Annotated in this window: 22 protein-coding genes; 15 read left to right on the top strand and 7 right to left on the bottom strand. The window is 63.7% G+C overall.

What is annotated here, in order from left to right; genetic code table 11:
• Positions 1 to 7 precede the first annotated feature (7 nt).
• The 3 genes from kdpA to ACFJIU_RS24955 all read right to left on the bottom strand — a co-directional run bounded on the left by kdpA (position 8) and on the right by ACFJIU_RS24955 (position 2,803).
• Positions 8 to 1,717, bottom strand: a complete 1,710-nt coding sequence (gene kdpA, locus ACFJIU_RS24965; RefSeq protein ID WP_379064499.1) for a potassium-transporting ATPase subunit KdpA — start codon at positions 1,715 to 1,717, stop codon at positions 8 to 10.
• A 17-nt stretch (positions 1,718 to 1,734) separates the two neighbouring features.
• On the bottom strand, positions 1,735 to 1,818 hold the full coding sequence (gene kdpF / locus ACFJIU_RS24960; RefSeq protein WP_379073212.1) for a K(+)-transporting ATPase subunit F: 84 nt from the start codon (positions 1,816 to 1,818) through the stop codon (positions 1,735 to 1,737).
• A 223-nt stretch (positions 1,819 to 2,041) separates the two neighbouring features.
• Positions 2,042 to 2,803: a DeoR/GlpR family DNA-binding transcription regulator gene (locus tag ACFJIU_RS24955; RefSeq protein WP_379064497.1), complete on the bottom strand. Its 762-nt coding sequence runs from the start codon at positions 2,801 to 2,803 to the stop codon at positions 2,042 to 2,044.
• Positions 2,804 to 3,009: 206 nt separating this feature from the next.
• On the opposite strand from ACFJIU_RS24955, the gene ACFJIU_RS24950 reads away from it, so the two are divergent.
• The 4 genes from ACFJIU_RS24950 to ACFJIU_RS24935 all read left to right on the top strand — a co-directional run bounded on the left by ACFJIU_RS24950 (position 3,010) and on the right by ACFJIU_RS24935 (position 9,217).
• On the top strand, positions 3,010 to 3,897 hold the full coding sequence (locus tag ACFJIU_RS24950; RefSeq protein ID WP_379064495.1) for a phosphotransferase: 888 nt from the start codon (positions 3,010 to 3,012) through the stop codon (positions 3,895 to 3,897).
• Positions 3,894 to 6,347, top strand: coding sequence for an FAD-dependent oxidoreductase (locus ACFJIU_RS24945; protein WP_379064493.1), 2,454 nt, complete (start codon positions 3,894 to 3,896; stop codon positions 6,345 to 6,347). Before ACFJIU_RS24950 ends, ACFJIU_RS24945 begins: the two co-directional genes overlap by 4 nt.
• Before the next feature lie 215 nt (positions 6,348 to 6,562).
• The gene (locus ACFJIU_RS24940; RefSeq protein WP_379064491.1) at positions 6,563 to 8,506 is read left to right on the top strand and encodes a GTP-binding protein; all 1,944 of its coding nucleotides are present in this window, start codon (positions 6,563 to 6,565) and stop codon (positions 8,504 to 8,506) included.
• Between the two features lie 81 nt (positions 8,507 to 8,587).
• Positions 8,588 to 9,217 carry a CDGSH iron-sulfur domain-containing protein gene (locus ACFJIU_RS24935; protein ID WP_379064489.1) on the top strand — a complete coding sequence of 210 codons (630 nt, stop codon included), beginning with the start codon at positions 8,588 to 8,590 and terminating at the stop codon, positions 9,215 to 9,217.
• A 93-nt stretch (positions 9,218 to 9,310) separates the two neighbouring features.
• Here the strand turns inward: ACFJIU_RS24935 and ACFJIU_RS24930 are convergent, their stop codons facing one another.
• Positions 9,311 to 10,225 (bottom strand): DMT family transporter, encoded by a 915-nt coding sequence (locus ACFJIU_RS24930; protein ID WP_379064487.1) that lies wholly within the window; start codon positions 10,223 to 10,225, stop codon positions 9,311 to 9,313.
• Positions 10,226 to 10,343: 118 nt separating this feature from the next.
• A complete protein-coding gene (locus ACFJIU_RS24925) occupies positions 10,344 to 10,979 on the bottom strand; it encodes a methyltransferase family protein (protein WP_379064485.1) in 636 nt (211 codons plus the stop codon).
• A gap of 209 nt (positions 10,980 to 11,188) precedes the next feature.
• Here ACFJIU_RS24925 and ACFJIU_RS24920 point away from each other — a divergent pair, with 209 nt between their 5' ends.
• Genes ACFJIU_RS24920 through ACFJIU_RS24910 form a run of 3 tightly spaced genes read left to right on the top strand, consistent with a single transcriptional unit; the run spans position 11,189 to position 13,588 of the window.
• Entirely contained in the window at positions 11,189 to 11,881 is a 693-nt protein-coding gene (locus ACFJIU_RS24920) for a response regulator (RefSeq protein WP_379073211.1), read from the top strand.
• The gene (locus ACFJIU_RS24915; protein ID WP_379064483.1) at positions 11,878 to 13,065 is read left to right on the top strand and encodes an ATP-binding protein; all 1,188 of its coding nucleotides are present in this window, start codon (positions 11,878 to 11,880) and stop codon (positions 13,063 to 13,065) included. The genes ACFJIU_RS24920 and ACFJIU_RS24915 overlap by 4 nt, the downstream gene beginning before the upstream one ends.
• On the top strand, positions 13,010 to 13,588 hold the full coding sequence (locus ACFJIU_RS24910) for a hypothetical protein (protein WP_379064481.1): 579 nt from the start codon (positions 13,010 to 13,012) through the stop codon (positions 13,586 to 13,588). Before ACFJIU_RS24915 ends, ACFJIU_RS24910 begins: the two co-directional genes overlap by 56 nt.
• On the opposite strand, the gene ACFJIU_RS24905 is transcribed toward ACFJIU_RS24910, so the two are convergent.
• Entirely contained in the window at positions 13,589 to 13,852 is a 264-nt protein-coding gene (locus ACFJIU_RS24905) for a hypothetical protein (protein ID WP_379064479.1), read from the bottom strand.
• Between the two features lie 233 nt (positions 13,853 to 14,085).
• Between ACFJIU_RS24905 and ACFJIU_RS24900 the strand changes: the two genes are divergently transcribed.
• The 8 genes from ACFJIU_RS24900 (at position 14,086) to ACFJIU_RS24865 (ending at position 21,078) form a co-directional block, all read left to right on the top strand.
• Positions 14,086 to 14,700: a helix-turn-helix domain-containing protein gene (locus ACFJIU_RS24900; RefSeq protein ID WP_379073210.1), complete on the top strand. Its 615-nt coding sequence runs from the start codon at positions 14,086 to 14,088 to the stop codon at positions 14,698 to 14,700.
• 52 nt (positions 14,701 to 14,752) lie between these two features.
• Positions 14,753 to 15,838, top strand: a complete 1,086-nt coding sequence (locus tag ACFJIU_RS24895; protein WP_379064477.1) for an extracellular solute-binding protein — start codon at positions 14,753 to 14,755, stop codon at positions 15,836 to 15,838.
• 4 nt (positions 15,839 to 15,842) lie between these two features.
• Positions 15,843 to 16,706: an ABC transporter permease gene (locus ACFJIU_RS24890; protein ID WP_379064475.1), complete on the top strand. Its 864-nt coding sequence runs from the start codon at positions 15,843 to 15,845 to the stop codon at positions 16,704 to 16,706.
• Entirely contained in the window at positions 16,706 to 17,503 is a 798-nt protein-coding gene (locus ACFJIU_RS24885) for an ABC transporter permease (protein ID WP_379064473.1), read from the top strand. The genes ACFJIU_RS24890 and ACFJIU_RS24885 overlap by 1 nt, the downstream gene beginning before the upstream one ends.
• The gene (locus tag ACFJIU_RS24880) at positions 17,500 to 18,615 is read left to right on the top strand and encodes an ABC transporter ATP-binding protein (RefSeq protein WP_379064471.1); all 1,116 of its coding nucleotides are present in this window, start codon (positions 17,500 to 17,502) and stop codon (positions 18,613 to 18,615) included. Before ACFJIU_RS24885 ends, ACFJIU_RS24880 begins: the two co-directional genes overlap by 4 nt.
• A gap of 21 nt (positions 18,616 to 18,636) precedes the next feature.
• Positions 18,637 to 20,022 carry an NAD(P)/FAD-dependent oxidoreductase gene (locus ACFJIU_RS24875; protein WP_379064469.1) on the top strand — a complete coding sequence of 462 codons (1,386 nt, stop codon included), beginning with the start codon at positions 18,637 to 18,639 and terminating at the stop codon, positions 20,020 to 20,022.
• Between the two features lie 26 nt (positions 20,023 to 20,048).
• On the top strand, positions 20,049 to 20,399 hold the full coding sequence (locus ACFJIU_RS24870; protein ID WP_379073209.1) for a cupin domain-containing protein: 351 nt from the start codon (positions 20,049 to 20,051) through the stop codon (positions 20,397 to 20,399).
• A gap of 196 nt (positions 20,400 to 20,595) precedes the next feature.
• The gene (locus ACFJIU_RS24865) at positions 20,596 to 21,078 is read left to right on the top strand and encodes a hypothetical protein (protein WP_379064467.1); all 483 of its coding nucleotides are present in this window, start codon (positions 20,596 to 20,598) and stop codon (positions 21,076 to 21,078) included.
• 180 nt (positions 21,079 to 21,258) lie between these two features.
• Here the strand turns inward: ACFJIU_RS24865 and ilvD are convergent, their stop codons facing one another.
• Positions 21,259 to 23,094, bottom strand: coding sequence for a dihydroxy-acid dehydratase (gene ilvD, locus ACFJIU_RS24860; protein WP_379064465.1), 1,836 nt, complete (start codon positions 23,092 to 23,094; stop codon positions 21,259 to 21,261).
• Positions 23,095 to 23,267 lie beyond the last annotated feature (173 nt).

Raw genomic sequence — 23,267 nt, 5'->3', positions numbered from 1 at the left:
GTGTCCTTTAGAAGGTCTGGCCGGCCAGCATCGCGAAATGCTCGACGATGGGGCCGAGGGCGAGGGCCGGGAAGTATTGCAGGCCGCCCAGGATGAGGATGATGCCGACGAGCAGGCCGACGAACAGTGGCGTATGGGTCGGGAAGGTGCCGGCCGAAGCCGTCGTCTTGGTCTTGCCGACCAGCGAGCCGGCGATGGCCAGCACCGGCACGACGTAGCCGAAGCGGCCGAGCAGCATGGCGATGCCGAGCGTGGTGTTGTACCAGGGCGTGTTCGCCGAGAGGCCGCCGAAGGCCGAACCGTTGTTGGCCGTCGTCGAGGTATAGGCATAGAGGATTTCCGACAGGCCATGCGGGCCGCTCATGCTGATCGATGTGAGAGCGAAGGGCAGCATGGCCGACAGTGCGCTGAAGCCGAGGATCGACAGCGGCAGGATGAGCACCGCCAGCATGGCGTATTTCATCTCGCGGCTTTCGATCTTCTTGCCGAGGAACTCCGGCGTGCGGCCGACCATCAGGCCGGCGACGAAGACCGAGAGGATGGCGAAGACGATCATGCCGTAGAGGCCGGAGCCGACGCCGCCGGGCAGCACTTCGCCAAGCTGCATCAGGAACAGCGGGATGAGGCCGCCTAGGCCGGTCAGCGAACCGTGCATGGCGTTGACGCCACCGTCGGAAATGCCTGTGGTGACGGCGGCATAGGCGGCGGTCATGGCCTGGCCGAAGCGGACTTCCTTGCCTTCCATGTTGCCAAGCGTGTTGTCGAGGCCAAGCGCGGTCAGGATCGGATTTCCCTGCGTCTCGGCCCAGTAGATGATGCCGACGCCGGCGATCAGCAGGATCGCTGTGGCGGCAACGAAGGCCCAGCCCTGGCGGCGGTCACCGACCATCTGGCCGAAGGTATAGGCAAGCGCTGCCGTCACCATCAGCATGGACAGGATGTTGAGATAGTTCGACAGTGCGGTCGGGTTCTCGAACGGATGCGCGGCGTTGACGTTGAAGAAGCCGCCGCCATTGGTGCCGAGCTGCTTGATGGCTTCCTGGCTGGCCACCGGTCCGAGCGCGATGGTCTGGTTGGCGCCCTCGAGCGTGGTCGCTGTGACCGAACCGTCAAGTGTCTGAGGTAGGCCCATCGCCACGAAGGCGATCGCGACGACGACAGCGAGCGGCAAAAGCACGTAGAGCGTGGAGCGGGTCATATCGACCCAGAAGTTGCCGACGGTCGTGCCGTTTGAACGGATGAAAGCGCGCGTCAGCGCCAGGGCCATCGCAATTCCGGTCGCCCCCGAAAGAAAGTTGTGCACGGTCAGGCCGGCCATCTGGCTGAAATGGCTCATCGTGGTTTCGCCGCCATAGGACTGCCAGTTCGTGTTGGTCACGAAGCTGACCGCGGTGTTGAAGGCGAGGTCGGGTGCAACACCGGCGAACCCTTGCGGGTTGTAAGGCAGGTAAGCCTGCAGGCGCAGGATCGCGTAGAGCAACACCAGCCCGGCGATCGAGAAGGCGATCATCGAGAAGGTGTAGGCCAGCCAGCCCTGTTCTTTCTTCGGGTCGACACCGGCCAGTGCGTAGAAACCGCGCTCGACGGGGCCAAGCACGGGCGACAGGAAGGTTCGTTCATTGGAAAAGACTTTTGCCATGAACAAGCCGAGCGGCTTGATCAGCAAAAATGTGAGGAGAAAAAGCAGGCCGATCTGCAGCCATCCGATCAAAGACATGGCGGAACTCTTTTTTCTTAGAATTTTTCTGGCCGCAGCAGCGTCACCAACAGGTAGACGCCGAGAGCTACGGCAACGGCGAGGCCGAGTAAGGCTTCCATCAGGATCACCCCCCTCAAAGCCGCGTCAGCGCGCGCGCATAGAGCGCGAAAATCAGGAAGGATCCTATGCCAAGGGCAAGGTAGGCGAGGTCGAGCACGATGCTTCTCCGCAGTTCAAGAAGTGCGGAAAATGCTCCCGATGCCGGTCAAATATCGATTGGGAATAGCTGTAGCGGGTATCAAGAAAAGATAAGGATCGCGTCAGGCGACGGGTTGTCCCGTTTCAGCCTGCCACGTGCAGGCGCGCGCCGGCCGTTTCCAGGGCCGTAACAATGTCTGCCGGTGGCATGCTGTCGGTGGCGAGTTCGGAGAAGCCGGAAAAGCCGCATACCCGCACGAGTCCCTGGCGGCCGAACTTGCTGTGGTCGGTGATGACGACGGAGCGCTGGCCACGCGACAGCACGGTTGCCGCGAATTCCGCCTCTTCCAGGTCGAAATCCATGACGCCGCCGGTCGCATCGATGGCGCCTGCCGAAATGATGGCGTGGTCGACGCTGAAGCGGCCGACGAAATCGATCGCCGAGACGCCGAAGGCCGCACCGGAATCGCTGCGCAGCTCGCCGCCGGCCATATAGACCCGGTTGCCGTTGGCGGTGGCCAGCGTGCGGGCGATATCGGAGGAGTTGGTCACCACGGTGAGCCGGTGATGGCCGAGCAGTTCCCGGGCCAGGAAGCTTGTGGTGGTGCCGCAGTCCAGCATGATCGACTCGCCGTCGCGGATCGTTGCCGCCACCATGCGCGCGATCGTGCGCTTGGCATCGGCATTGTCGCGCATGCGCCGCTCGAACGGCGCTTCACCGATGATGCCGGGCAGGCTGATGGCGCCGTGCATCTTCAGCACCGAACCATCCTCGGTCAGCGGTTTCACATCGCGCCGCACGGTCTCGAGCGAGACATCCAGCCGCTGGGCGAGATCGGCGATGGTGACCGTGCCTTCCTCTTTCAGGAGGCGCAGGATCTCACCGTGCCGCTTGGAATGGTTCACCGAAGTCTGGCCTCGCCGCTGGCATCAAGATGACTGATTTGTAGGCGTTCACCGAAATGAAAACAACATAATCGGGCAGATAAACATAAAAAACCACAGAATCGCGTTGACAATCCCGCCTCTGCGTCTGACCTTGGGGCAAGGAGAAGCGGTGGACCACGGTGAAAAGCCCTCTGCAGAAGGGCCGCCGGTCGATGGGAGGAGACGTGACGAGCGAGGATCGCATTCGCGGCCTGCCTTGCTGGAAGGGAAGCGTCGATGTCGCGCCCCTGTCCGGCGGTCTGAGCAACGAGAATTTCCTGGTGACGGACGTGGCGGGCAAGCATGTTGTCCGGCTTGGGCGTGACTATCCATTTCACCATGTGCTGCGCGAGCGCGAGCTGATGACGGCGCAGGCCGCCTCGGCGGCCGGGTTCGGGCCCTCGGTCGAATATGCCGAGCCCGGCGTCATGGTCACCCAGTTTCTTGGCGCGAAGACCTATGCGGCGGAGGATGTGCGCGCCAATGCCGGGCGCATCGCGACGCTGATGCGCGAATTTCACAAGCGGATGCCGGAACATGTTTCCGGCCCGGGTTTCATGTTCTGGGTGTTCCACGTCATCCGCGACTATGCACGCACGCTGAGTGCCGGGAAAAGCCGCATGATGCCGGTGCTGCCGCTCTACCTCGCGCTGGCGGATCGGCTGGAAAGCGTGCAGGCGCCGCTGCCGATCGTGTTCGGCCACAACGATCTGCTGCCAGCCAATTTTCTCGACGATGGCGACAAGCTCTGGCTGATCGATTTCGAATATGCCGGCTTCGGCACGGCCATGTTCGACCTCGCCGGCATCGCCTCCAACTCCGGCATGCCGGACGCGGAGGCAGAGCCGTTGCTCGGCGCCTATCTCGGCCACATGCCGGATGAGGCGATGCGCCGTTCCTTCGCCGCCATGCAATGCGCGTCGCTGCTGCGCGAGGCGATGTGGAGCATGGTCTCCGAACTGCATCTCGACGCGCCGGGCGTCGACTATGTCGCCTACACCACCGAGAACCTCGCCCGCCTCGACGCGGCGCTCGAAAGCTACAGCTCCAGATACGGAAAAATCCTGTCATGACCTTGCCCAATCACGCCGAGATCGTCGTCATCGGCGGCGGCATCATCGGTTGTTCCACGGCCTATCATCTGGCACGCGACCACAAGGCGGACGTGATCCTGCTCGAACAGGGCGCCATCACCTCCGGCTCGACCTGGCATGCGGCCGGCCTCGTCGGACAGTTGCGCTCATCGGCCTCGATCACCCGCGTGCTCAAATATTCGGTCGAGCTCTACAAGGGGCTGGAGGCTGAAACCGGGCTGGCCACCGGCTGGAAGATGACCGGTTGCCTGCGCCTCGCCACCAACCAGGACCGTTGGACCGAGTTCAAGAGGCTGGCGACGACGGCGCGCAGCTTCGGCATGGACATGCACCTGCTGTCGCCGGCAGAGGTGAAGGCGATGTGGCCGCTGATGGAGACTTCTGATCTCGTCGGTGCCAGCTGGCTGCCGACCGATGGCCAGGCCAGCCCTTCCGACATCACCCAGTCGCTCGCCAAGGGAGCGCGCATGCATGGCGCCAGGCTGTTCGAAAAGGTCCGTGTGACCGGCTTCGACATGAAGGACGGCCGCATCGTCGCGGTGAAGACCGACCAGGGCGACATCGCCTGCGAGAAGGTGGTCAATTGCGCCGGCCAGTGGGCGAGACAGGTCGGGGCCATGGCCGGCATCAGCGTGCCGCTGCAACCGGTCAAGCACCAGTACATCATCACCGAGAAGATCCCGGGCCTCGCCACCGACGCGCCCACCATCCGCGATCCGGATCGCCGCACCTATTTCAAGGAAGAGGTCGGCGGTCTCGTCATGGGCGGCTATGAGCCGGACCCGCAGGCCTGGCAAACCGGCCTGCCCGGCGGCGATGTTCCGAACGAATGGGAGTTCCGCCTGTTCGATGACGACTACGATCATTTCGAACAGCATATGACGCAGGCCATCGCGCGCGTGCCGGCGCTCGAGACCGTCGGCGTCAAGCAGATGATCAACGGCCCCGAGAGCTTCACGCCGGATGGCAACTTCATCCTCGGCGTGGCGCCCGAATGTTCGAACATGTTCGTCGGCGCGGGCTTCAACGCCTTCGGCATCGCCTCGGGCGGCGGTGCCGGCTGGGTGCTGGCGAAATGGGTGGTCGACGGCGAGGCGCCGCTCGACCTATGGGTCGTGGACATCCGCCGTTTCTCCGATCTGCATCGCGACCGGCAATGGGTGTGCGACCGCACGCTCGAAGCCTATGGCAAGCACTACACGATCGCCTTCCCGCATGAGGAGTATGACAGCGGCCGGCCGCGCATCGTCTCGCCGCTCTACCAGCGCCTGCACAAGTACAATGCCGTCTTCGGTTCCAAACTTGGCTGGGAGCGGCCGAACTGGTTCGCCCCGGCAGGAACCGAGGCGAAGGACATCTATTCGATGGGCCGGCAGAACTGGTTCGGGCCGGTCGGCGACGAGCATCGCCATGTCCGCGACAAGGTCGGCGTCTTCGACCAGTCGTCCTTCGCCAAATACGAGCTGAGCGGCAGGGATGCCGGCAAGGCGCTCGACTGGATCTGCGCCAACGATGTCGCCAAGCCGGCCGGACGGCTCACCTATACGCAGCTGCTCAACACGCGCGGCGGCATCGAGGCCGATCTCACCGTTGCGCGGCTGGACGACGACAAATTCTACATCGTCACCGGCACCGGTTTTCGCACGCATGACCTTGCCTGGATACGCGACCACATCGGCTCTGGCCTGGATGTCGACGTCGCCGACGTGACCGAGGCCTTCGGCACGCTTTCGCTGATGGGACCGCAGGCGCGCGCGGTGCTGGAGAAGGTGACAAAGGCCGATGTCTCCAACGCCGCTTTCCCATTCGGCCATGTGCGCGAGATCGCCATCGCAGGGCACGCGGTGCGGGCACTGCGCGTCACCTATGTCGGCGAGCTCGGCTGGGAACTGCATGTTCCGATCGCCGCCACCGGCGAGGTGTTCGACGCCCTGATGCAGGCCGGCAGGGAGCAGGACATCCGGCCGGTCGGGTATCGTGCGCTGGAATCGCTGCGCCTCGAAAAAGGCTATCGCGCCTGGGGTTCCGACATCACCCCGAACGATACGCCGTTCGAGGCCGGTCTCGGCTGGGCGGTGAAGCTGAAGAAGGAAACCGATTTCGTCGGTCGCGCGGCGTTGCAAAAACTGGATGGGCAGCCTCTGGCCAAGCGTTTTGCCGGCTTCACGGTGGAGGATCCGGAAATCGTCCTGCTCGGCCGCGAAACGATCCTGCGCAATGGCGAACCGGTCGGTTACCTGACCTCGGGCGGCTACGGCTACACCCTGGCCAGGAACATCGGCTACGGCTATGTGCGTCATGCCGCCGGGGTCAGCGATGCTTTCCTGGATGAGGGCGGCTACGAACTGGTGGTGGCGACGCAAAAGGTGCCAGCAAAACTTCACCTCGAACCACTCTACGATCCTTCCGGACAGAAGGTGAAAACTTAGACCTATCCGGGGCCGGAATTCGAAGCGTTACCGATACGCCACAGAAGGCGATGTTAAGGCCGGCGTAGCAAGCGCTCGGCGGTGCGACGGGGTTGCCCCGCCGTCCATCGCGTGCTCTGTGATCTTTCCCAAGTCACGTTCGGTAAGGAGCCGACCAATGCGAGTCATGTCCATCGAGAAAGGAGCTTTGATCCATCTTGGGGACATGAACCTCTATGCGGACTTTGAATTTGGGAATTCTGGCGCACGTCGACGCAGGTAAGACGAGCCTCACCGAACGGCTGCTCCATGCGGCCGGCGTCATCGACAAGATCGGCAGTGTCGACGACGGCAACACACAGACCGATACCCTGGCCCTGGAGCGGCAACGCGGCATCACCATCAAATCGGCGGTGATGTCGTTCACCATCGACGGCGTGGCGATCAACCTGATCGATACGCCAGGCCATCCTGACTTCATCGCGGAAGTAGAGCGCGTGCTCAGCGTGCTCGATGGGGCGGTGCTGGTGATTTCGGCCGCGGAAGGTGTGCAGGCGCAGACGCGCATACTGATGCGGACGTTGCGGCGGCTCGGTATTCCAACACTGATCTTCGTCAACAAGATCGATCGCACCGGTGCCGATTGCGAACATGTCCTGGAGGCGATCGCCAAAAGATTGACGCCGGCTGCTATTGCGATGGGCAAGGTGCAAAGGGCCGGGTCGCCGGATGCGCTGCCGCTGCCCTTCGACATCGCGGAACCTGCGTTCGGCACGCTGCTGACGGAGATGCTGGCCGAACATGACGACACGCTGCTCGCCGCCTATGTCGGTGGCAGGGCGCTGTCCGCAGGCACGCTGCAAAAGACGCTCGCGAGACAGACAGGCAAGACGCTGATGCATCCGGTGTTCTTTGGCTCGGCTGTCACCGGTGCCGGCATCGCACCGTTGCTGTCGGGCATCCGCGACCTTTTGCCAGCAACCGAAGGTGCCGCCGACGGTCCCGTTTCGGGCATGGTCTTCAAGATCGAACGTGGCGGATCCGGGGAAAAGATCGCCTATGTCCGCCTGTTCTCCGGCACCTTGCGGCCGCGCGAGCGTGTCGGTTTCGGTCGGGGGCGCGAAGCGAAGATCTCGGCGCTCAAGGTTTTCGACGGCGGCGGCGCGGTCGAGAAACCTTCTCTCAGGGCGGGGCAGATCGGCAAGCTGTGGGGCCTCGCCGACGCCCAGATAGGTGATGCGATCGGCCTTCGCGGCGGTCGCGTGGAACATCATTTCGCGCCGCCGACGCTGGAGACGGTGATCCAGCCTCGGCTTCCGGCCAATCGAGGAGCCCTGCATGCCGCACTTGCATTGCTCGCCGAACAGGACCCGTTGATAAACCTCAGGCAGGATGACAGCCGGCAGGAGACCTATGTCTCGCTGTATGGCGAGGTGCAGAAGGAGGTCATCCAGCAGACGCTGGCCGACGAGTATGGGCTCGACGTCTTGTTCCGCGAGACCACCCCGATCTGCATCGAGCGACCTGTCGGCAGCGGCGGTGCGCGCGATGAGGCACCCGACCCGTTCGTGGCAACGGTCGCCCTGCGGGTCGAGCCAGGGGCTATCGGCAGCGGCATCGCCTTTTGCCTGGAAATGGAGTTCGGAACGCTGCCGCTTTCCTACCACAAGGCCGTGGAGGACGCCGTCCATGAGACGCTGCGGCAGGGTCTCCACGGCTGGCAGGTGACGGACTGCGTCGTGACGATGACGGAGGCGACGCGCGTGCGCCACTGGGGGCCGATGACGACGGCCGCCGAGCATCGCAAACTCACTCCGCTGGTCGTGATGGCTGCTCTCAGGCAGGCCGGCACGGTGGTGTGCGAGCCGATCCACCGCTTCCAACTCGAAGCACCGATGGACACGCTGCCGTCGCTGCTGCCGGTCCTGGCGAGGCTGGATGCGGTGCCCCAGAACCCGACGATGGAGGGTGCATCCTATACGTTGACCGGCATCATTCCGGCGGGGCGCGTCCACGCTTTGCAGCAGATGGTGCCCGGCCTTACGCATGGCGAGGGCGTCCTGGAAACGGCGTTCGATCACCATCGCCCGATCCGCGCCGCGATCCCGGAGCGACCACGCACCGACGACAATCCGCTCAATCGAAAGGATTATCTCCTGCGGCTGTCGCGACGGGGATGACGCGCACCCTTCTTTCGGCCAGTTGCGGTGGGCCGCTTCCGTACGGCATGATCGGGGAACATCAAGCTGAGGAGCTACCCAATGGCGCGGAAATTCGTCGAGAGCGAAAATATCGACGTCGGTTTCGACGGCAAGCTCTGTATCCACTCGCGCAACTGCGTGTTGGGTCATCCGGAAGTCTTCGTACCCAATGCGCCGGGCCAATGGATCCACCCCGAAGCCGGTGCCGTCGAGGCGATCGTCGGGGTCGCGCATTCCTGTCCGTCCGGCGCGATCACCTATCGCCGCAAGGATGGCGGACGGGAAGAAGCTGCGCCGGTGGTCAACCTGGTGAGGGTGCGCGAGAACGGGCCACTCGCCTTCAATGCCGAGATGGACATCAATGGCGAGGTGATGCTGCGGGCGACGCTCTGCCGTTGCGGCGCATCCGAGAACAAGCCGTTCTGCGACGGCAGTCACACCAAGGCCGGGTTCGCGGCCACCGGGGAACCGGAGACCAGGGAGTCCATCGCGCTGGAGGCACGCAATGGCGTGGTCAAGGTCACTCCAACACCCAACGGCTCGCTCAAGGTCGAAGGCAATCTCGAAATCGTCTCCGGCACCGGCCGCACGGTCGACCGCGTGACCAAGGTGTTCCTGTGCCGCTGCGGCCATTCGAAGAACAAGCCGTTCTGCGACGGCAGCCACAAGGCGGCCGGCTTCGTCGGCTGACCGCCCGAGCGTTTCCGCCATGCGCGGAAACGCGGGACTCCGGCGTTTGTCGTTACAAAACTTCCGGGCGCAAAACCGCCAAGCTTTGCTAGCCTAGTTGACGCCCTTCGGCACGTTCTCCGGCGGTACGGTGTCGACCACCTTCTGCCGGTGGAAGATGAACAGGCCTGCCAGCACGACGATGGCGGCACCCACGAGCACGCGCGGGCCAGGCACGTCGCCGAAGAACACCATGCCGAACACGATGGCCCACAGAAGCAGGCTGTAGTGCAGCGGCGCCAGCGTCGAGGCCGGCGCCAGCTTCAGCGCCCGCGTGATCATCAGATGGGCGGCGCAGGAAACGACGCCGAGCAGCAGCATCGGGCCGATGTCGATGAGGCCGGGCGTCTGCCAGTCGGGGATCGCGAAGATGAGACCGGCCACCAGGGCAGCGATGGTCTGCCAGGTCACCAGCGTCGTATCGGGCGTTCCTCGCAATTGCCGGCTGTAGACGATCGACAGGGCGAAGGCGACCGAGCCGATGAAGGCGAAGATGGCGGATGTCGAAAAAGCGGAAGCGGACGGATTGAGAATGACGAGCACGCCGCAGAAGCCGACCAGGATGGCGGCCCAGCGGCGCCAGCGGATACGTTCGCCGAGCATGAAATGCGAAAGCGCCGCGACATAGATCGGTCCTGCCATGTAGAAGCTCATCACGTCGGCGAGCGGCATGTGGACGACGGCCGCATAGAACAGGCCGGTGTCGACCGTTGCGATGACGGCGCGCAGGACCTGCGTTCCGGGTCTCTCGACCTGGAAAAGCTTTGTCACACCCTGCCGGGCGATCATCGGGCCGAGGATGATGAATGCGCCGATCGAGCGGACGGCGACCACCAGTCCGACCGAAAAATTGGCGACCAGCCATTTGCCCATCGCGTCGTTGAGCGCGAACATGAAGTCGCCGGCCAACATCAGCAGGATGCCGGCCACGACAAGGTTCTTGGGTGCGAGTGCCCGCAGCGGCGCCATGGCTCGAGTATCCTTCACGCCGATCGTTCAGCCGACGGCTGACTAACCGTTGGCCGGAAGTTTGGCGAGAGGGAAGCAAAACTTTTGGTTGCGCCAGCCGCCCGCGGCAGGCTGTTGTTCAATACAGGCTGAAAAACACCGGCAGATAACCTTCGTCCTGCAGGTATTCGACCAGGAACATCGCGGGCACCGCGGCCAGGAAGACCAGACTGTCGATCAGGGTGCCGTAGAGCCGCTTCGGCGTGATCTCTATCATCTCGCGATCCGTATATAGCCGGCAGTCGACGCAGAACGCCGGGACGCGCCTGCAGTAGTCCACATAAGCCTGCCCGAAATGCGTTCTGAGCAGCTGCTCTTCACGGGTCACGGTCCGCAGCAGGATCGCATGGACCACGATGGCGCAGAGCAGCGCGGGTGCGGCACTGCCTGTCTGTGCGCCCACCCCCGCTGCCCCGATGATCGAGAACAGATAGAGCGGGTTTCGGCACATCGAATAGGGGCCGTCGTCGACCAGCACCACCGACTTCTTTCCGCCGATGTAGAGCGTGCACCAGAGCCGTCCCAGGATCGCCGTGCCGATGAGGCCGATACCGGCGATCCTGATTGTCAGCTGCAGATCGACGCCGCCCGGCGGATAGAGTTTCCAGGCGGACTGGAACAGCAGCGCAAAGGCGATGAGGAACAAAGTGACGATCCACAAGGCTGCAATGCGTGGACGCTGAATGTGTCCGAAGGTCTTTGGTGGCGTTTGCATGATGGTCCCGACGAAGTGACGCCGGCGCGCCATTGGGTTCCGCCCAGACCGTGACGACGCGTCGACGGCCGGACCTTGGTCGCGTTTCATCAAGGTTTGGCGGAGAGCCCGCCAAGGCTCGCCAAGGAACCTGGCAACCGCTGGTGTTTGCGATTGCCTGCCGCTTCGTGTTGCGGAATATGGCCGTGCCAACCAACGAAGGACTGCGCATGGACAAGGGGTTGATCCTTATCGTCGAGGACGAACCGCGCATTGCCGAGATTCTCGAGGCCTATCTGGCGCGCGAGGGTTTTCGCACGGTCACCGCGGTGAATGGGGACATCGCACTGTCCCACCATGCCATGCTGTCGCCCGATCTCGTGCTTCTCGATGTGCACATACCCCGGCTGGACGGCTTCGAGGTCCTGGCGCGCATCCGCCAGGACGCGAACACACCGGTCATCATGGTGACGGCGCTGGCCGAGGACATCGACCGCCTTTCGGGTTTGCGGCTGGGTGCCGACGACTATGTGATCAAGCCGTTCAATCCGCAGGAGGTGGTGGCGCGCGTCAATGCGGTGCTGCGCCGGTCGCGCGCCGCCGGCGCCTCGCGGACGCTGCGATTTGCTCCCGTCGAGGTCGATCTCGACGCCCATGCCGCTTTTGTCGAGGCGGAGACCGGGCGCCAGTCGCTGGCGCTGACGCTCAGCGAGTTCCGCATCGTCGCCTACATGATCCGCAGGCCGACCCATGCCTTCGGGCGCGCCGACATCCTCGATGCCTGCCTGCCGGAGAACGATGCGCTGGCCAAGACTGTCGACACGCATGTCGCCAACCTGCGCCGCAAGTTCGAAAATGCCGGGGTTCCCGGTCTCTTCCAGGCGGTGCGTGGCATCGGCTACCGGTTCGCGGCGCCGAAATGAAGCTGCGTCGTCTCTCCCTCTCAACAGTCACCGCGGTGACGATCGGGGCGATGCTCGTGCTCAGCATGATCATCGCCTACACCACCTTCTTCGCGATCATGAAGCGACTGACGGAGATCGAGCTGCGGACGCTGCCCGCCGACGTGGCCCAGGCCTATCGGGACATCCAGGACGGGGTGATGCCATCCGTCGAGAGCTTCCGGAAACTGATGCTGGTCGTTCCGGAATTCGAGAAAACCGTGGACGCCCAGATGAACCTGGCCTTCTTGGGGCATATCCTGCTGGCGGCATTCATCTGCGGTTCGATCGGCTATTGGCTCGCCCGGCGTATCGCGCGCCCGCTGGAGCGGCTGGTGTCGGCGGCGGAAACGCTGCGCGAAGGCGACTTCGCGGTTGGCCTCGGCAATTTTCGCGGCGGTACTTCGGAGGTGCACCGCCTCGGCAAGACCATCGATGCGCTGGCGACCGATCTTGGCCATATGGAAAAGCGCCTGCGTTTCAACACAATGGCTGTCGCGCACGAACTGCGCACTCCCCTCACCATATTGCAAGGCAATCTCCAGGGCATGATCGATGGTGTTTTTCCCGTCCGCCAGCAGGGACTGGAAGACCTGCTCATGCAGGTGCAGGGACTGTCGCGGCTGGTCGAAGACCTGCGCATGCTCTCGCTTGCGGCAGGCCACAAGCTGATTGCCGAAAGATCGGCTACGGATCTTTCAGCCGAAGCCAAGACCGTTCTCGCCGCCGCTCGCCCAATGCTTGAAGAGGCCGGCATGCGGCTCGAAAAAGACCTCCGCGCGGCGCCGGCCAATGTCGATCCGGAGCGTTTGCGCCAGGCGATGCTGGCGCTTGTGCACAATGCCTGTCGGTACGCGTCGACAGGTGGCGTGCTGCGGTGCGAGACCGGTCTCGACAGGGATGGCAACGCGTTTGTCCGCTTCCTGGACCGTGGTCCGGGGCTGCTCGAGGAGATCCGCGCGATTTCATTCGACCTCTTCTGGCGCGGCGACACCTCGCGGTCACGCGCCACCGGTGGAACCGGGCTGGGGCTTTCCATCGTCGAGGCGATCGCCAAGGCCCATGGCGGCAGGCTGGAGGCGGGCAACAGGCAGGACGGTGGCGCCACCATTGCGATCGTTGTGCCACCACGCCCGCCGGGCGACGGATGCTCATTTCCTCAATAAGGCAGCAACGATGAAATCAACGGCTCCGTCCATCTTTCTGGCCGCCGCCCTGGTCATTTCAACGGGCGGTTTCCAGGTGCTCGCGGATGGCCTCCGCCTGGAGAAGCTTGATCACGCCGTCACGCAAAGGGCTGTCCGTCGTTCCGACAATGGAAAGATCGTCGGCATGGCGGCCACGTTCGGGAATTCGTTCCTGCATTATCGGGCTTTTCGCCGCCGCCTGCGTCTCCACTACGTCGAGGATTTCGATCTGAGCAGGATACCGCCGAAGGAAACGAGGTTCTATCGGGATGCCATGGGCGGGGCGCCAGTCTACAGTGTGGAGAATGCGGATGAATTTCTTGCGCAGAATCGTGGGCGCACGTTCCTGCCGCCAGGAAACAAGCCGACCTTTGTTACTTTGAAGACCGGGGACTATGTCGACGGTGGGCAGGTGACCTGGATATGCATCCTGTCGGCGCCCAGCCTCGACCGGTTCTACAGCGACAGAATGGGGCACGAGCGCTGTGACGCCTTCCGCTGACTACTGTTTCACCACGATGGGACGATAGATCACAATCGGGGGGCGGGCGTTGAAGCGGGCGAACTCCGCGTCGCGAGCACGCATCTCGGCCGAGCGGTCGAGATCGATCCGCTGCAGGCATTCGGCGAAGGCATCCGTCTTCCTCTTGAAGCCGTAGGCGCTGCATTTCGCTTCATCCGCGGCGCGCCGTTGTTCGGGCGTCATCGTCTGGCAACCGGCCAGCAGGGTCGCGACAAGCACCGCCGCCAGGACTTTGAGCGACATCGCCTTCTCTCCGATTCAAAAAGATGAGGCGCATTGTAGACTATCCTCGACAGCGAAGGAAATGCCGGCGGCGGATGACGTTCATCCGGCCTGCTTTCCTGTCATGACCGTGGCCAGAAATCCGATCTCGCATCGCGATCAACCATCTTGATCGCTGTGCAGTCTCACTGTACAGTCTGTTCAGTGGAGTTTATGGCATGACGATTGTCGCATCTTCCCTGGAGCAGGCCTCCATGGAGAACCCGCCTGAACGAGCCGGACCCGAGACGGCAAAACTCGGCCAGCGCCTCAAGGATTTGAGGCAGCGGCGACGGTTTTCGCTCCGCCAGCTCGCTGACAGGACCGGCACCAGCGCGAGCTTCATCAGCCAGCTCGAACGGGGACTGACTGGCGCCAGCACGGCCTCGCTCAACCAGATGGCGGCGGCGCTCGGCGTCACCGTAGCTGCGCTTTTCGAAGAGCCGGCGACGCCTTCGACCGAGGGCGTGCTGCGACGCAGCCAGCGGCCCGCCATTCCAACCAGCCATGGCTGCCGCAAGACCCTTCTGTCGCGTCGGCCTGCCACCGAGATGGAGGTCTATGTCGGTGAATTCGAGATCGGCGGTTCCACGGGCCCCGACGTCTACACGCATGGCGACGCCCACGAGATGCTGGTCGTGACGCGTGGCGTTGTCGAGGTCAGCCTCGGCGAAAGCCGCCACGTGCTCGAAGAGGGCGACAGTATCGAATACGCCACCTCCACTCCCCATCGCACCGAGAACATCGGCAATGGCCGGGCCGAGGTGATGTGGATCATCGCACCACCGACATCCGGCGGCGAGGAGCTCGACCAATACGTCAGCTGGTAACCGCTCGCGGCCAGCGACGCTTCACACAACGTGAGCCAATGGGAGAATGACGATGACCATCTTATGCTCCAGACTTGCAACGATCAGTGCCCTCGCGGCACTGGGTGTTGCCGCGGCGACAGGCGTCTTTGCGCAGGAGAAACCGGTAGCCGGCGCGATTGCCGAGGGTTCGCTCAAGGGCAAGACCCTGACGTTCGCTTCCTTCGGCGGCATCTTTCAGGACGGACAGATCGCGGCCCTCAAGGAATTCGTCGACAAGTCCGGCGTCAAGTTGCTGAGCGATGGCCCGACCGAGATCGCCAAGGTGCAGGCGCAGGTCGAGTCGAAGAACGTGACCTGGGACGTCGTCGATACCGCCGACTTCCCGCCTTACGTGCATTGCGGAACGCTGTTCCAGAAACTCGACTTCAGCAAGATCGATACGTCGAAGATCCCGCAGGGCCAGGTCAGCGAATGCTCCGTGCCGGCCATGAACTACGGTGTCGTGCTGATGTACAACACCGAGAAGTACAAGGATAACCCGCCCAAGAACTGGGTCGATTTCTTCGACACCGAGAAGTTCCCGGGCGTGCGTGGCATCGACGGTTCCGGCGACTTCACCGGCGGTCTGCTCGAACAGGCTTTCCGGGCCACCGGCGGTGATCCGAAGGCGATGACAAAGAACGACATCGCCACCGCGATCAAGAAAGTCCACGACCTTGGCGGCGACACGATCTATTGGAAGACCGGTGCCGAGTCGCAGCAGCTCGCCGAATCCGGCGAAGCCGACATGCTGATGATGTGGACCGGGCGCGCGATGACCGCTGTGAAGAACGGCGCCAAATATACGCCGGCCTGGCAGGACTGGCTCGTCGTCATGGATCAGTTGACGATCCCCGTCGGCGCCAAGGACCCGGACGCGGCCCATGCGCTGATTAACGCCTATCTCGGCAAGAGTGCGCAGGAGACGCTGACCAAGGAAACCTCCTACACGCCGATCAACAGCGAGGCGAAGCCCGTTGTCGACGACGCGGTCGCGGCCTTCCTGACCAACACGCCGGAGCGGCAGGGCCAGGGCTACCAGCAGAACATCAAGTTCTGGGTCGAAAACTTCAAGGATGCCTCCGAGCAGTGGTCCGCCATGATGGCCGGCGGCTGACCCGATGGGCGCGAGCGTCACTCCATCCGAAAGGCCCGCTCCTCCCCGGCGGTCCTGGGGCGCGCTCGCGCTGGCCTTGCCGGCGCTGGTCCTGCTCGTCGCCGTCATCGGCTACCCGTTGGCGACGATCGTTCTGCGAAGCTTCGCCGAACCGCAATGGGGCCTGCAGAACTACAGCTGGTTCTTCAGCACGCCGGTCAATCTCGTCGTGCTGCAGCGTACCTTTGTCATCTCGGCCTGGGTCACGGTCGTCTGCGTGATCTGTGCCTATCCTTTCGCTTATGCCATGACCGCCGTCGGACCCAAGGTTCGCCTGCTGCTCACGCTCTGCGTGCTCATCCCGTTCTGGGTAAGCGGCGTGGTGCGCACGCTTTCCTGGGTCATCCTGCTGCAGGATTCCGGCGTCATCAACTCGATCCTGCGCTCGGTCGGCCTTGATGGCGTCAGGCTGATCCGAACCCAGGCCGGCGTTGTCATCGGCATGGCGCAGGTGCTGCTGCCCTTCATGGTGTTGCCGCTCTACTCGGTCATGAAGGGCATAGACCTGCGCCTCGTGCAGGCGGCGCGCAGCCTCGGTGCCGGTCCGGTTCGGGCCTTCTTCACCGTCTACCTGCCGTTGTCGCTGCCCGGCGTCTATGCCGGTGCGATCATCGTCTTCATCCTGGCGCTGGGCTTCTACATCACCCCCGCTCTGCTCGGCGGGCCGCGCTCTACCATGCTGTCGACGCTGGTCCAGAACCAGGTGCTGAGCCTGCTGCAATGGGGTCGCGGCGGTGCGATGGGCGTGGTGCTTCTTGTCGCGACCTTTATCCTGCTGGCGCTTGCGGGCCCGCTGATGCGCCAGAAACACAAGCAGGGCACGCGCTGATGGCCATGCATCCACTCACCCGCGCGCTGCTGGGCCTTGCCTGCATCCTCATCGGCCTCTGGCTGGTCGCGCCGACGCTGGTTGTCGTGCCGATGTCCTTCAACGAGAACAAGTCGCTGGCTTTCCCGCCGCAGGGCTTCTCCTGGCAGTGGTACCGGAATTTCGTGGCCAATCCGGAATGGTCGACGAGTTTCCTGAATTCGCTGAAGGTGGCCACGGTCGTCGCCGTCCTTGCCACCGTCCTCGGCACGCTCGCCGCCTTCGGGCTCGACCGCATGCGGGCGCAGTCGGCGGGGCTGCTGCGCATGCTGCTGCTGACGCCGATGGTGGTGCCGGGCGTCGTGCTGGCGATCGGCATCTATGCGGTCTACCTCGATGCGCGTCTTGTCGGCACCATGACTGGCTTCGTGCTTGCCCATACGATCCTGGCGCTGCCATTCGTGCTGATCGCCGTGCAGGCCAGCCTCGAAGTCTTCGACAAGCGCCTGGAGACCGCCGCTGCCAGCCTTGGCGCCGGCCGCATCGCGACCTTCCGCACGGTGACGCTGCCGCTGATCGCGCCCGGCATCCTGTCCGGCCTGCTCTTTGCCTTCGTGACGTCGTTCGACGAGGTCATCGTCTCGCTGTTCATCACCAGCCCCTACATGAAGACATTGCCGGTGCAGATATTCACTTCGATCACACGCGATGCGGATCCGACGGTGGCTGCCGTCGGCACGATCCTGCTTTGCACCACCACCATCCTGATCGGCGGCGGCCTGCTGCTGCTGGGACGCGACAGAAGGAGCGGCCTGTGAGCGAGACCGGCAAACAGCGCGGTGCAGCCATCGACCTGAGCGCGGTCAGCAAGGCCTATGGCAGCTTCCGGGCGCTTGATGACATTTCGCTGCATATCGAGCCCGGCGAATTCATGACGCTGCTTGGCCCCTCCGGTTCCGGCAAGACGACGACGCTCAACGTGGTGGCGGGCTTTACCGAGGTCAGCGCCGGCAGCCTGCAGGTGGGTGGGCGCAGCGTGGTTGGTGTGCCGGCGCACAAGCGCAACATTGGCGTCGTCTTCCAGCACTACGCGCTCTTCCCGCATATGACGGTCGGCCGTAACGTCGCCTATCCGCTCAGCCTGCGCGGCATCGCCAGGGCCGAGCGCGAGGCCCGCGTGAAGCGGGCGCTCGACATGGTGCGCATGGCGGACTTCGCGCATCGCTATCCCAGCGAGCTCTCCGGCGGCCAGCAGCAACGCGTCGCGCTCGCACGTGCCATCGTCTTCGACCCGCCGCTGCTGCTCATGGACGAGCCGCTCGGTGCCCTCGACAAGAAGCTGCGCGAATGGCTGCAGCTGGAGATCAAGCGCATCCACCGCGAGCTCGGCACCACCTTCGTCTATGTCACGCACGACCAGGAAGAGGCGCTTGTGCTGTCCGATCGCATCGCCGTCTTCAACCGCGGCAAGATCGAACAGGTTGGCACCGGGCGCGACCTGTATGATGCGCCCGCGACACTCTTCGTCGGCCGCTTCATCGGCGATTCCACCGTGCTGCGCGGCCAATCGCGCGGCGACAGGTCGAGCACAGCGCTCGACATCGCCGGCGAGACCGTGACGGCACCACAAAAACACGCGGGCGACAACCAGCCGGTCATGCTCCTGCGCCCGGAAAAGCTTGCAATCCGCCGGCCCGGCCTCGATCGCCGCGACGGCGACAACCGGCTTTCCAGCACGGTATCGGAAGCGATCTATCTCGGCTCCGGCTCGAAATACGAGGTCTCGCTGCGCGACGGCTCGACGGCCATCGTGCGATCGCCGCTGACCGATGAAAGCTTCGCGATCGGCGAGGCGGTCGAGCTGTGCTTCCGCGGCGAAGACGCCAAGCTGCTGTCCGACGACAGCACGGCCGACACCACTCTCACCTGACGAAACGGAAAGACCATCATCATGCATGCTGAGCGCAATGGCGACGTCTCGTTCTGGTATGCCGACATCGGCGGCCTGCCCGCACCGCGGCCGCCGATGCCAGGTGACCTTGCCGTCGACGTCGCCATCGTCGGTGCCGGCTATACCGGGTTGTGGACGGCCTATTACCTCAAGCAGGCCAGGCCCGATATCTCCATCGCCATCCTCGAACGTGAGTTTGCCGGCTTTGGTGCCTCGGGGCGCAATGGCGGCTGGCTCTCCGGCGGTTTCGGCTGGTCGCGCGAGAAATATCTGAAGACGTCGACCCGCGAGGGCGTGGTCGCCATGCAGGAGGCGATGGCCGGCACGGTCAACGAGGTCATCCGCGTGACGAGCAAGGAAGGGATCGATGCCGACATCCGCCGCGCCGGCAACCTCAGCGTGGCCACCAATGTCCCGCAGCTCGACCGGGCTAGGTCTGAGTTCGACGAGGCGCGGAGCTGGAGTGTCGACCCCTCCCGACTGGAGTGGCTGGACGCCGCACAGGTGAAAGCCCGCGTCGATATCAACAATGCGCTGGGTGGCTATGTCATCAACGGGCAGGCACGCGTGCAGCCGGCAAAACTGGTGCGCGGCCTGGCCCAGGCCGTCGAGCGGCTGGGCGTGGCGATCTACGAAAAGACCACTGTTACGGACATCGAACCGGGCATCGTTTCGACCGATCGCGGGACGGTGAAGGCCGGGACCATCATCCGTGCGACCGAAGGGTTCAGCGCCGGCCTGCCCGGGCAGGAACGCACCTGGCTGGCACTCAACAGCGCGCAGATCGTCACCGAGCCGGTGCCGGCAGATCTGTGGGAAAAGATAGGCTGGGCCGGCTACGAGCTGCTCGGCGATACCGCCCACGCCTATTGTTATGCGCAGCGCACCCGCGAAGGCCGCATCACCATGGGTGGGCGCGGCGTGCCGTACCGCTATGGTTCAGCGACGGATGTGAACGGGCAGACCCAGCAAGCGACCATCGACAAGCTGCATGCCATCCTGAAGCGCCTGCTGCCGCAGGTCGCGCATCTGCGCATCGACCATGCCTGGTGCGGCGTCCTCGGCGTGCCGCGCGACTGGTGCACCACGGTCGGCCTCGATCCGAAGACACGGATCGGCTGGGCCGGCGGCTATGTCGGACTGGGCGTGTCGAGCTCGAACCTGTCCGGCCGCACGCTGACCGACCTCATTCTCGGCCAGGATACCGATCTGGTGCGGCTGCCCTGGGTAAACCGCCAGGTGCGCAAGTGGGAACCCGAACCATTTAGATGGCTCGGCGTTCATTCCATGTACCAGCTCTATCGCATCGCCGACGAGCGCGAGGCGAAGGGCCTGCAGCATTCCTCTCGTCTGGCGGCGATCGCCGACCGGATCACGGGACACTGATTTTCCATGAAAAACAGAGAATGACGATGATCGATCTGGAGACGTTCAAGAGCCTCGCCGGTGTCGAATTGGGCGCGCCGGTGCCCAAGCCGACCTCCATCGAGGGCGACCAGATGGAAGCCGCGACGTCGCTGTGGAGCTCGCCGGACGGCAAGCTGGACGTCGGTGTATGGGAATGCACGCCGGGCCGCTTCACCGCCGATCGCTCCGACACGACGGAGATCTGCCACATCGTCTCGGGCAAGGCCGAGATGCGGGACCATCAGGGGCAGTCGCGTATCCTTGGTCCGGGCGACCTGCTGGTGCTGCCGAAAGGCTGGAAGGGCGAGTGGCGGATCATCGAGACAACCCGCAAGCTGTATCTGATCCAGGCGTAGAGGGGTAGCAAGGGAAACTCAGCAGGATTGTAGGCTAGGGAAAGTCGAAGCCTTCTGGATTGAATCTGTTGGTGTGGTTCGAGGGGTTGGTCAATTTCACGACAGAGGTAGTCGCCGGTGGAAGTGGCAAAGCTCGGCCTTGAACGCTTGACAGTCTTTAGAGAAACGCGTCGCTTGAGGATCCGCCGAGGTAGCCATGACACTGAAAGAGCTATTACCCTTCTTCGGGCATTCCGAACTGAATACCAATCTCGCTCAACTTTTGAAGTCCGCGGGAGCAGACGTTCATTCCTTGTCCACCAGGACACTCCGGGTCGAAGGCTCGGATGCCATCGAACTCAAGTCTCTGGGACTGGAACTGGCATTCTGGGAACGGGAAAGCTACGAGCAGAAAATTACCTCTCCCAAGGATGCGGGCAAGGCGATCCTGGTCGGGGTGTTTGCATATGGCCCGGTCAGCAAAGGCTTCAAGCCGTATCTGGGGCCGATTCCGTTCAGCGACGGGCCCATCACCAGAAGGGAAGATGCACTGCGCGAGTTCGGTACGCCACAGAAGACGGAAGTAGACGAAGATATCGTCGAATGGGACCAGTGGGCCAAAGACGGGCTGCAGGTGCGCGCCACCTACCACGACGATGGTTCGTTGTGGAATCTCTCGTTCTCGACGCCGTTCAAGTGACGACTTGCTCGCCGATCCTCGGCACGAATTAGCCGATCTTCAACATCTCGGCAGCTTCGTGCCAGCCCTTTCGACCCAAAGGGCCTCGTCTTCTGCTGACGTACAATCCTGCGAGTATTCCTTCACCAACCGATAGAGCGTTTCCGTTTTCCACGGAAACGCTGACGCTTTTGGTGACGCTTATTCCGGCACGTGGCGGACTGCACCCTTGTCGGCGCTGAGCGCGAAGGCGGCATAGGCGCGCAGGGCCGGCGTCACATTGCGCTTGCGCTTCTCGGCCGGCTGCCAGCCCTTGGCGTCCTGCTCCTTGCGGCGTGCCGCCAGCTCCTCGTCGCTGACCAGGAGATTGATGGTGCGGCCGGGAATGTCGATGGCGATCTGGTCGCCCTCGCGCACCAGGCCGATGGCGCCGCCGGTCGCCGCTTCCGGCGAGGCATGGCCGATCGACAGGCCGGACGTGCCACCGGAGAAGCGGCCGTCGGTCAGCAAGGCACAGGCCTTGCCGAGTCCCTTCGACTTCAGGTAGCTGGTCGGATAGAGCATCTCCTGCATGCCGGGGCCGCCCTTCGGACCTTCATAGCGGATCACCACCACGTCGCCGGCCACGACCTCGTTGCCGAGGATGGCTTTCACCGCGGCGTCCTGGCTCTCATAGACCTTGGCCGGGCCGGTGAACTTCAGGATCGACTCGTCGACACCGGCGGTCTTCACCACGCAGCCGTCGAGTGCGATGTTGCCCTTCAGTACGGCAAGACCGCCATCCTTCGAGAAGGCGTGTTCAGCGGAGCGGATGACACCCTTTTCGCGATCGAGGTCGAGCTCGTCCCAGCGGCGGTCCTGGCTGAAGGCGACCTGGGTCGGCACGCCGCCGGGCGCTGCCATGTAGAATTTGCGCACGTTCTCGGCGGTGGTGCGGGAGATGTCCCAGCGCTCCAGCGCGTCGCCCATTGTCGCCGAGTGCACAGTGGGCAGGTCGCGATTGATCAGCCCGGCTTTGTCGAGCTGGCCAAGGATGGCCATGATGCCGCCGGCGCGGTGCACGTCTTCCATGTGCACGTCGGACTTGGCGGGTGCGACCTTGCTCAGCACCGGCACCTTGCGCGAAAGCCGGTCGATGTCGTCCATGGTGAAATCGATGCCGCCTTCCAGGGCGGCAGCAAGGATGTGCAGCACGGTGTTGGTCGAGCCGCCCATGGCGACGTCCAGTGTCATCGCATTCTCGAAAGCCCGCTTTGAGGCGATGTTGCGCGGCAAAACGCTTTCGTCTTCCTGCTCGTAGTAGCGCTGGGCCAGGTCGACGACGAGATGGCCTGCCTCCACGAAGAGCCGCTTGCGATCGGCGTGCGTTGCGAGCGTCGAGCCGTTACCCGGCAGGGAAAGGCCAAGCGCCTCGGTCAGGCAGTTCATCGAATTGGCGGTGAACATGCCCGAGCACGAGCCGCAGGTCGGGCAAGCCGAGCGCTCGATAACGTTGACTTCCTCGTCGGAAACCCTGTCGTCGGCAGCGGCCACCATGGCGTCGACCAGGTCGACGGCGGTCACCTTGTCTTTCCAGACGACCTTGCCGGCTTCCATCGGGCCGCCGGAGACGAAGACGGCCGGGATGTTGAGCCGCATCGCCGCCATCAGCATGCCGGGCGTGATCTTGTCGCAGTTGGAAATGCAGACCATGGCGTCGGCGCAGTGCGCATTGACCATGTACTCGACGCTGTCGGCGATGAGTTCGCGGCTCGGCAGCGAATAGAGCATGCCGTCATGGCCCATGGCGATGCCGTCGTCGACGGCGATCGTGTTGAACTCCTTGGCGACGCCGCCGGCCGTCTCGATCTCGCGCGCCACCAGCTGGCCGAGGTCCTTGAGATGCACGTGCCCCGGCACGAACTGGGTGAAGGAGTTCACCACCGCGATAATCGGCTTGCCGAAATCCGAGTCCTTCATGCCGGTGGCGCGCCACAGGCCGCGGGCGCCGGCCATGTTGCGGCCATGAGTGGTGGTTCGGGAGCGGTAGGCTGGCATGGGTACTGTCCTTGATGCCTGTAAGGCACGTTCCTGTGCGATGAATGTAGATAGGAAGCTGGCGTTATATACGCCATGAGCCAGTCTGGCCACGGTTTTGCGACAAAACCGGCTTCACGGACGCGCGACGTGCCGCGCGGTCGTCTCCCGAGAAAAATTCAGGGCGCCTGTCG

It is taken from the genome of Mesorhizobium sp. UC74_2 (assembly GCF_042701485.1).
Lineage (GTDB): Bacteria > Pseudomonadota > Alphaproteobacteria > Rhizobiales > Rhizobiaceae > Mesorhizobium.
The sequence above is the reverse complement of the archived record's forward strand: the minus strand, read 5'-3'. Positions and strand labels throughout refer to the sequence as shown.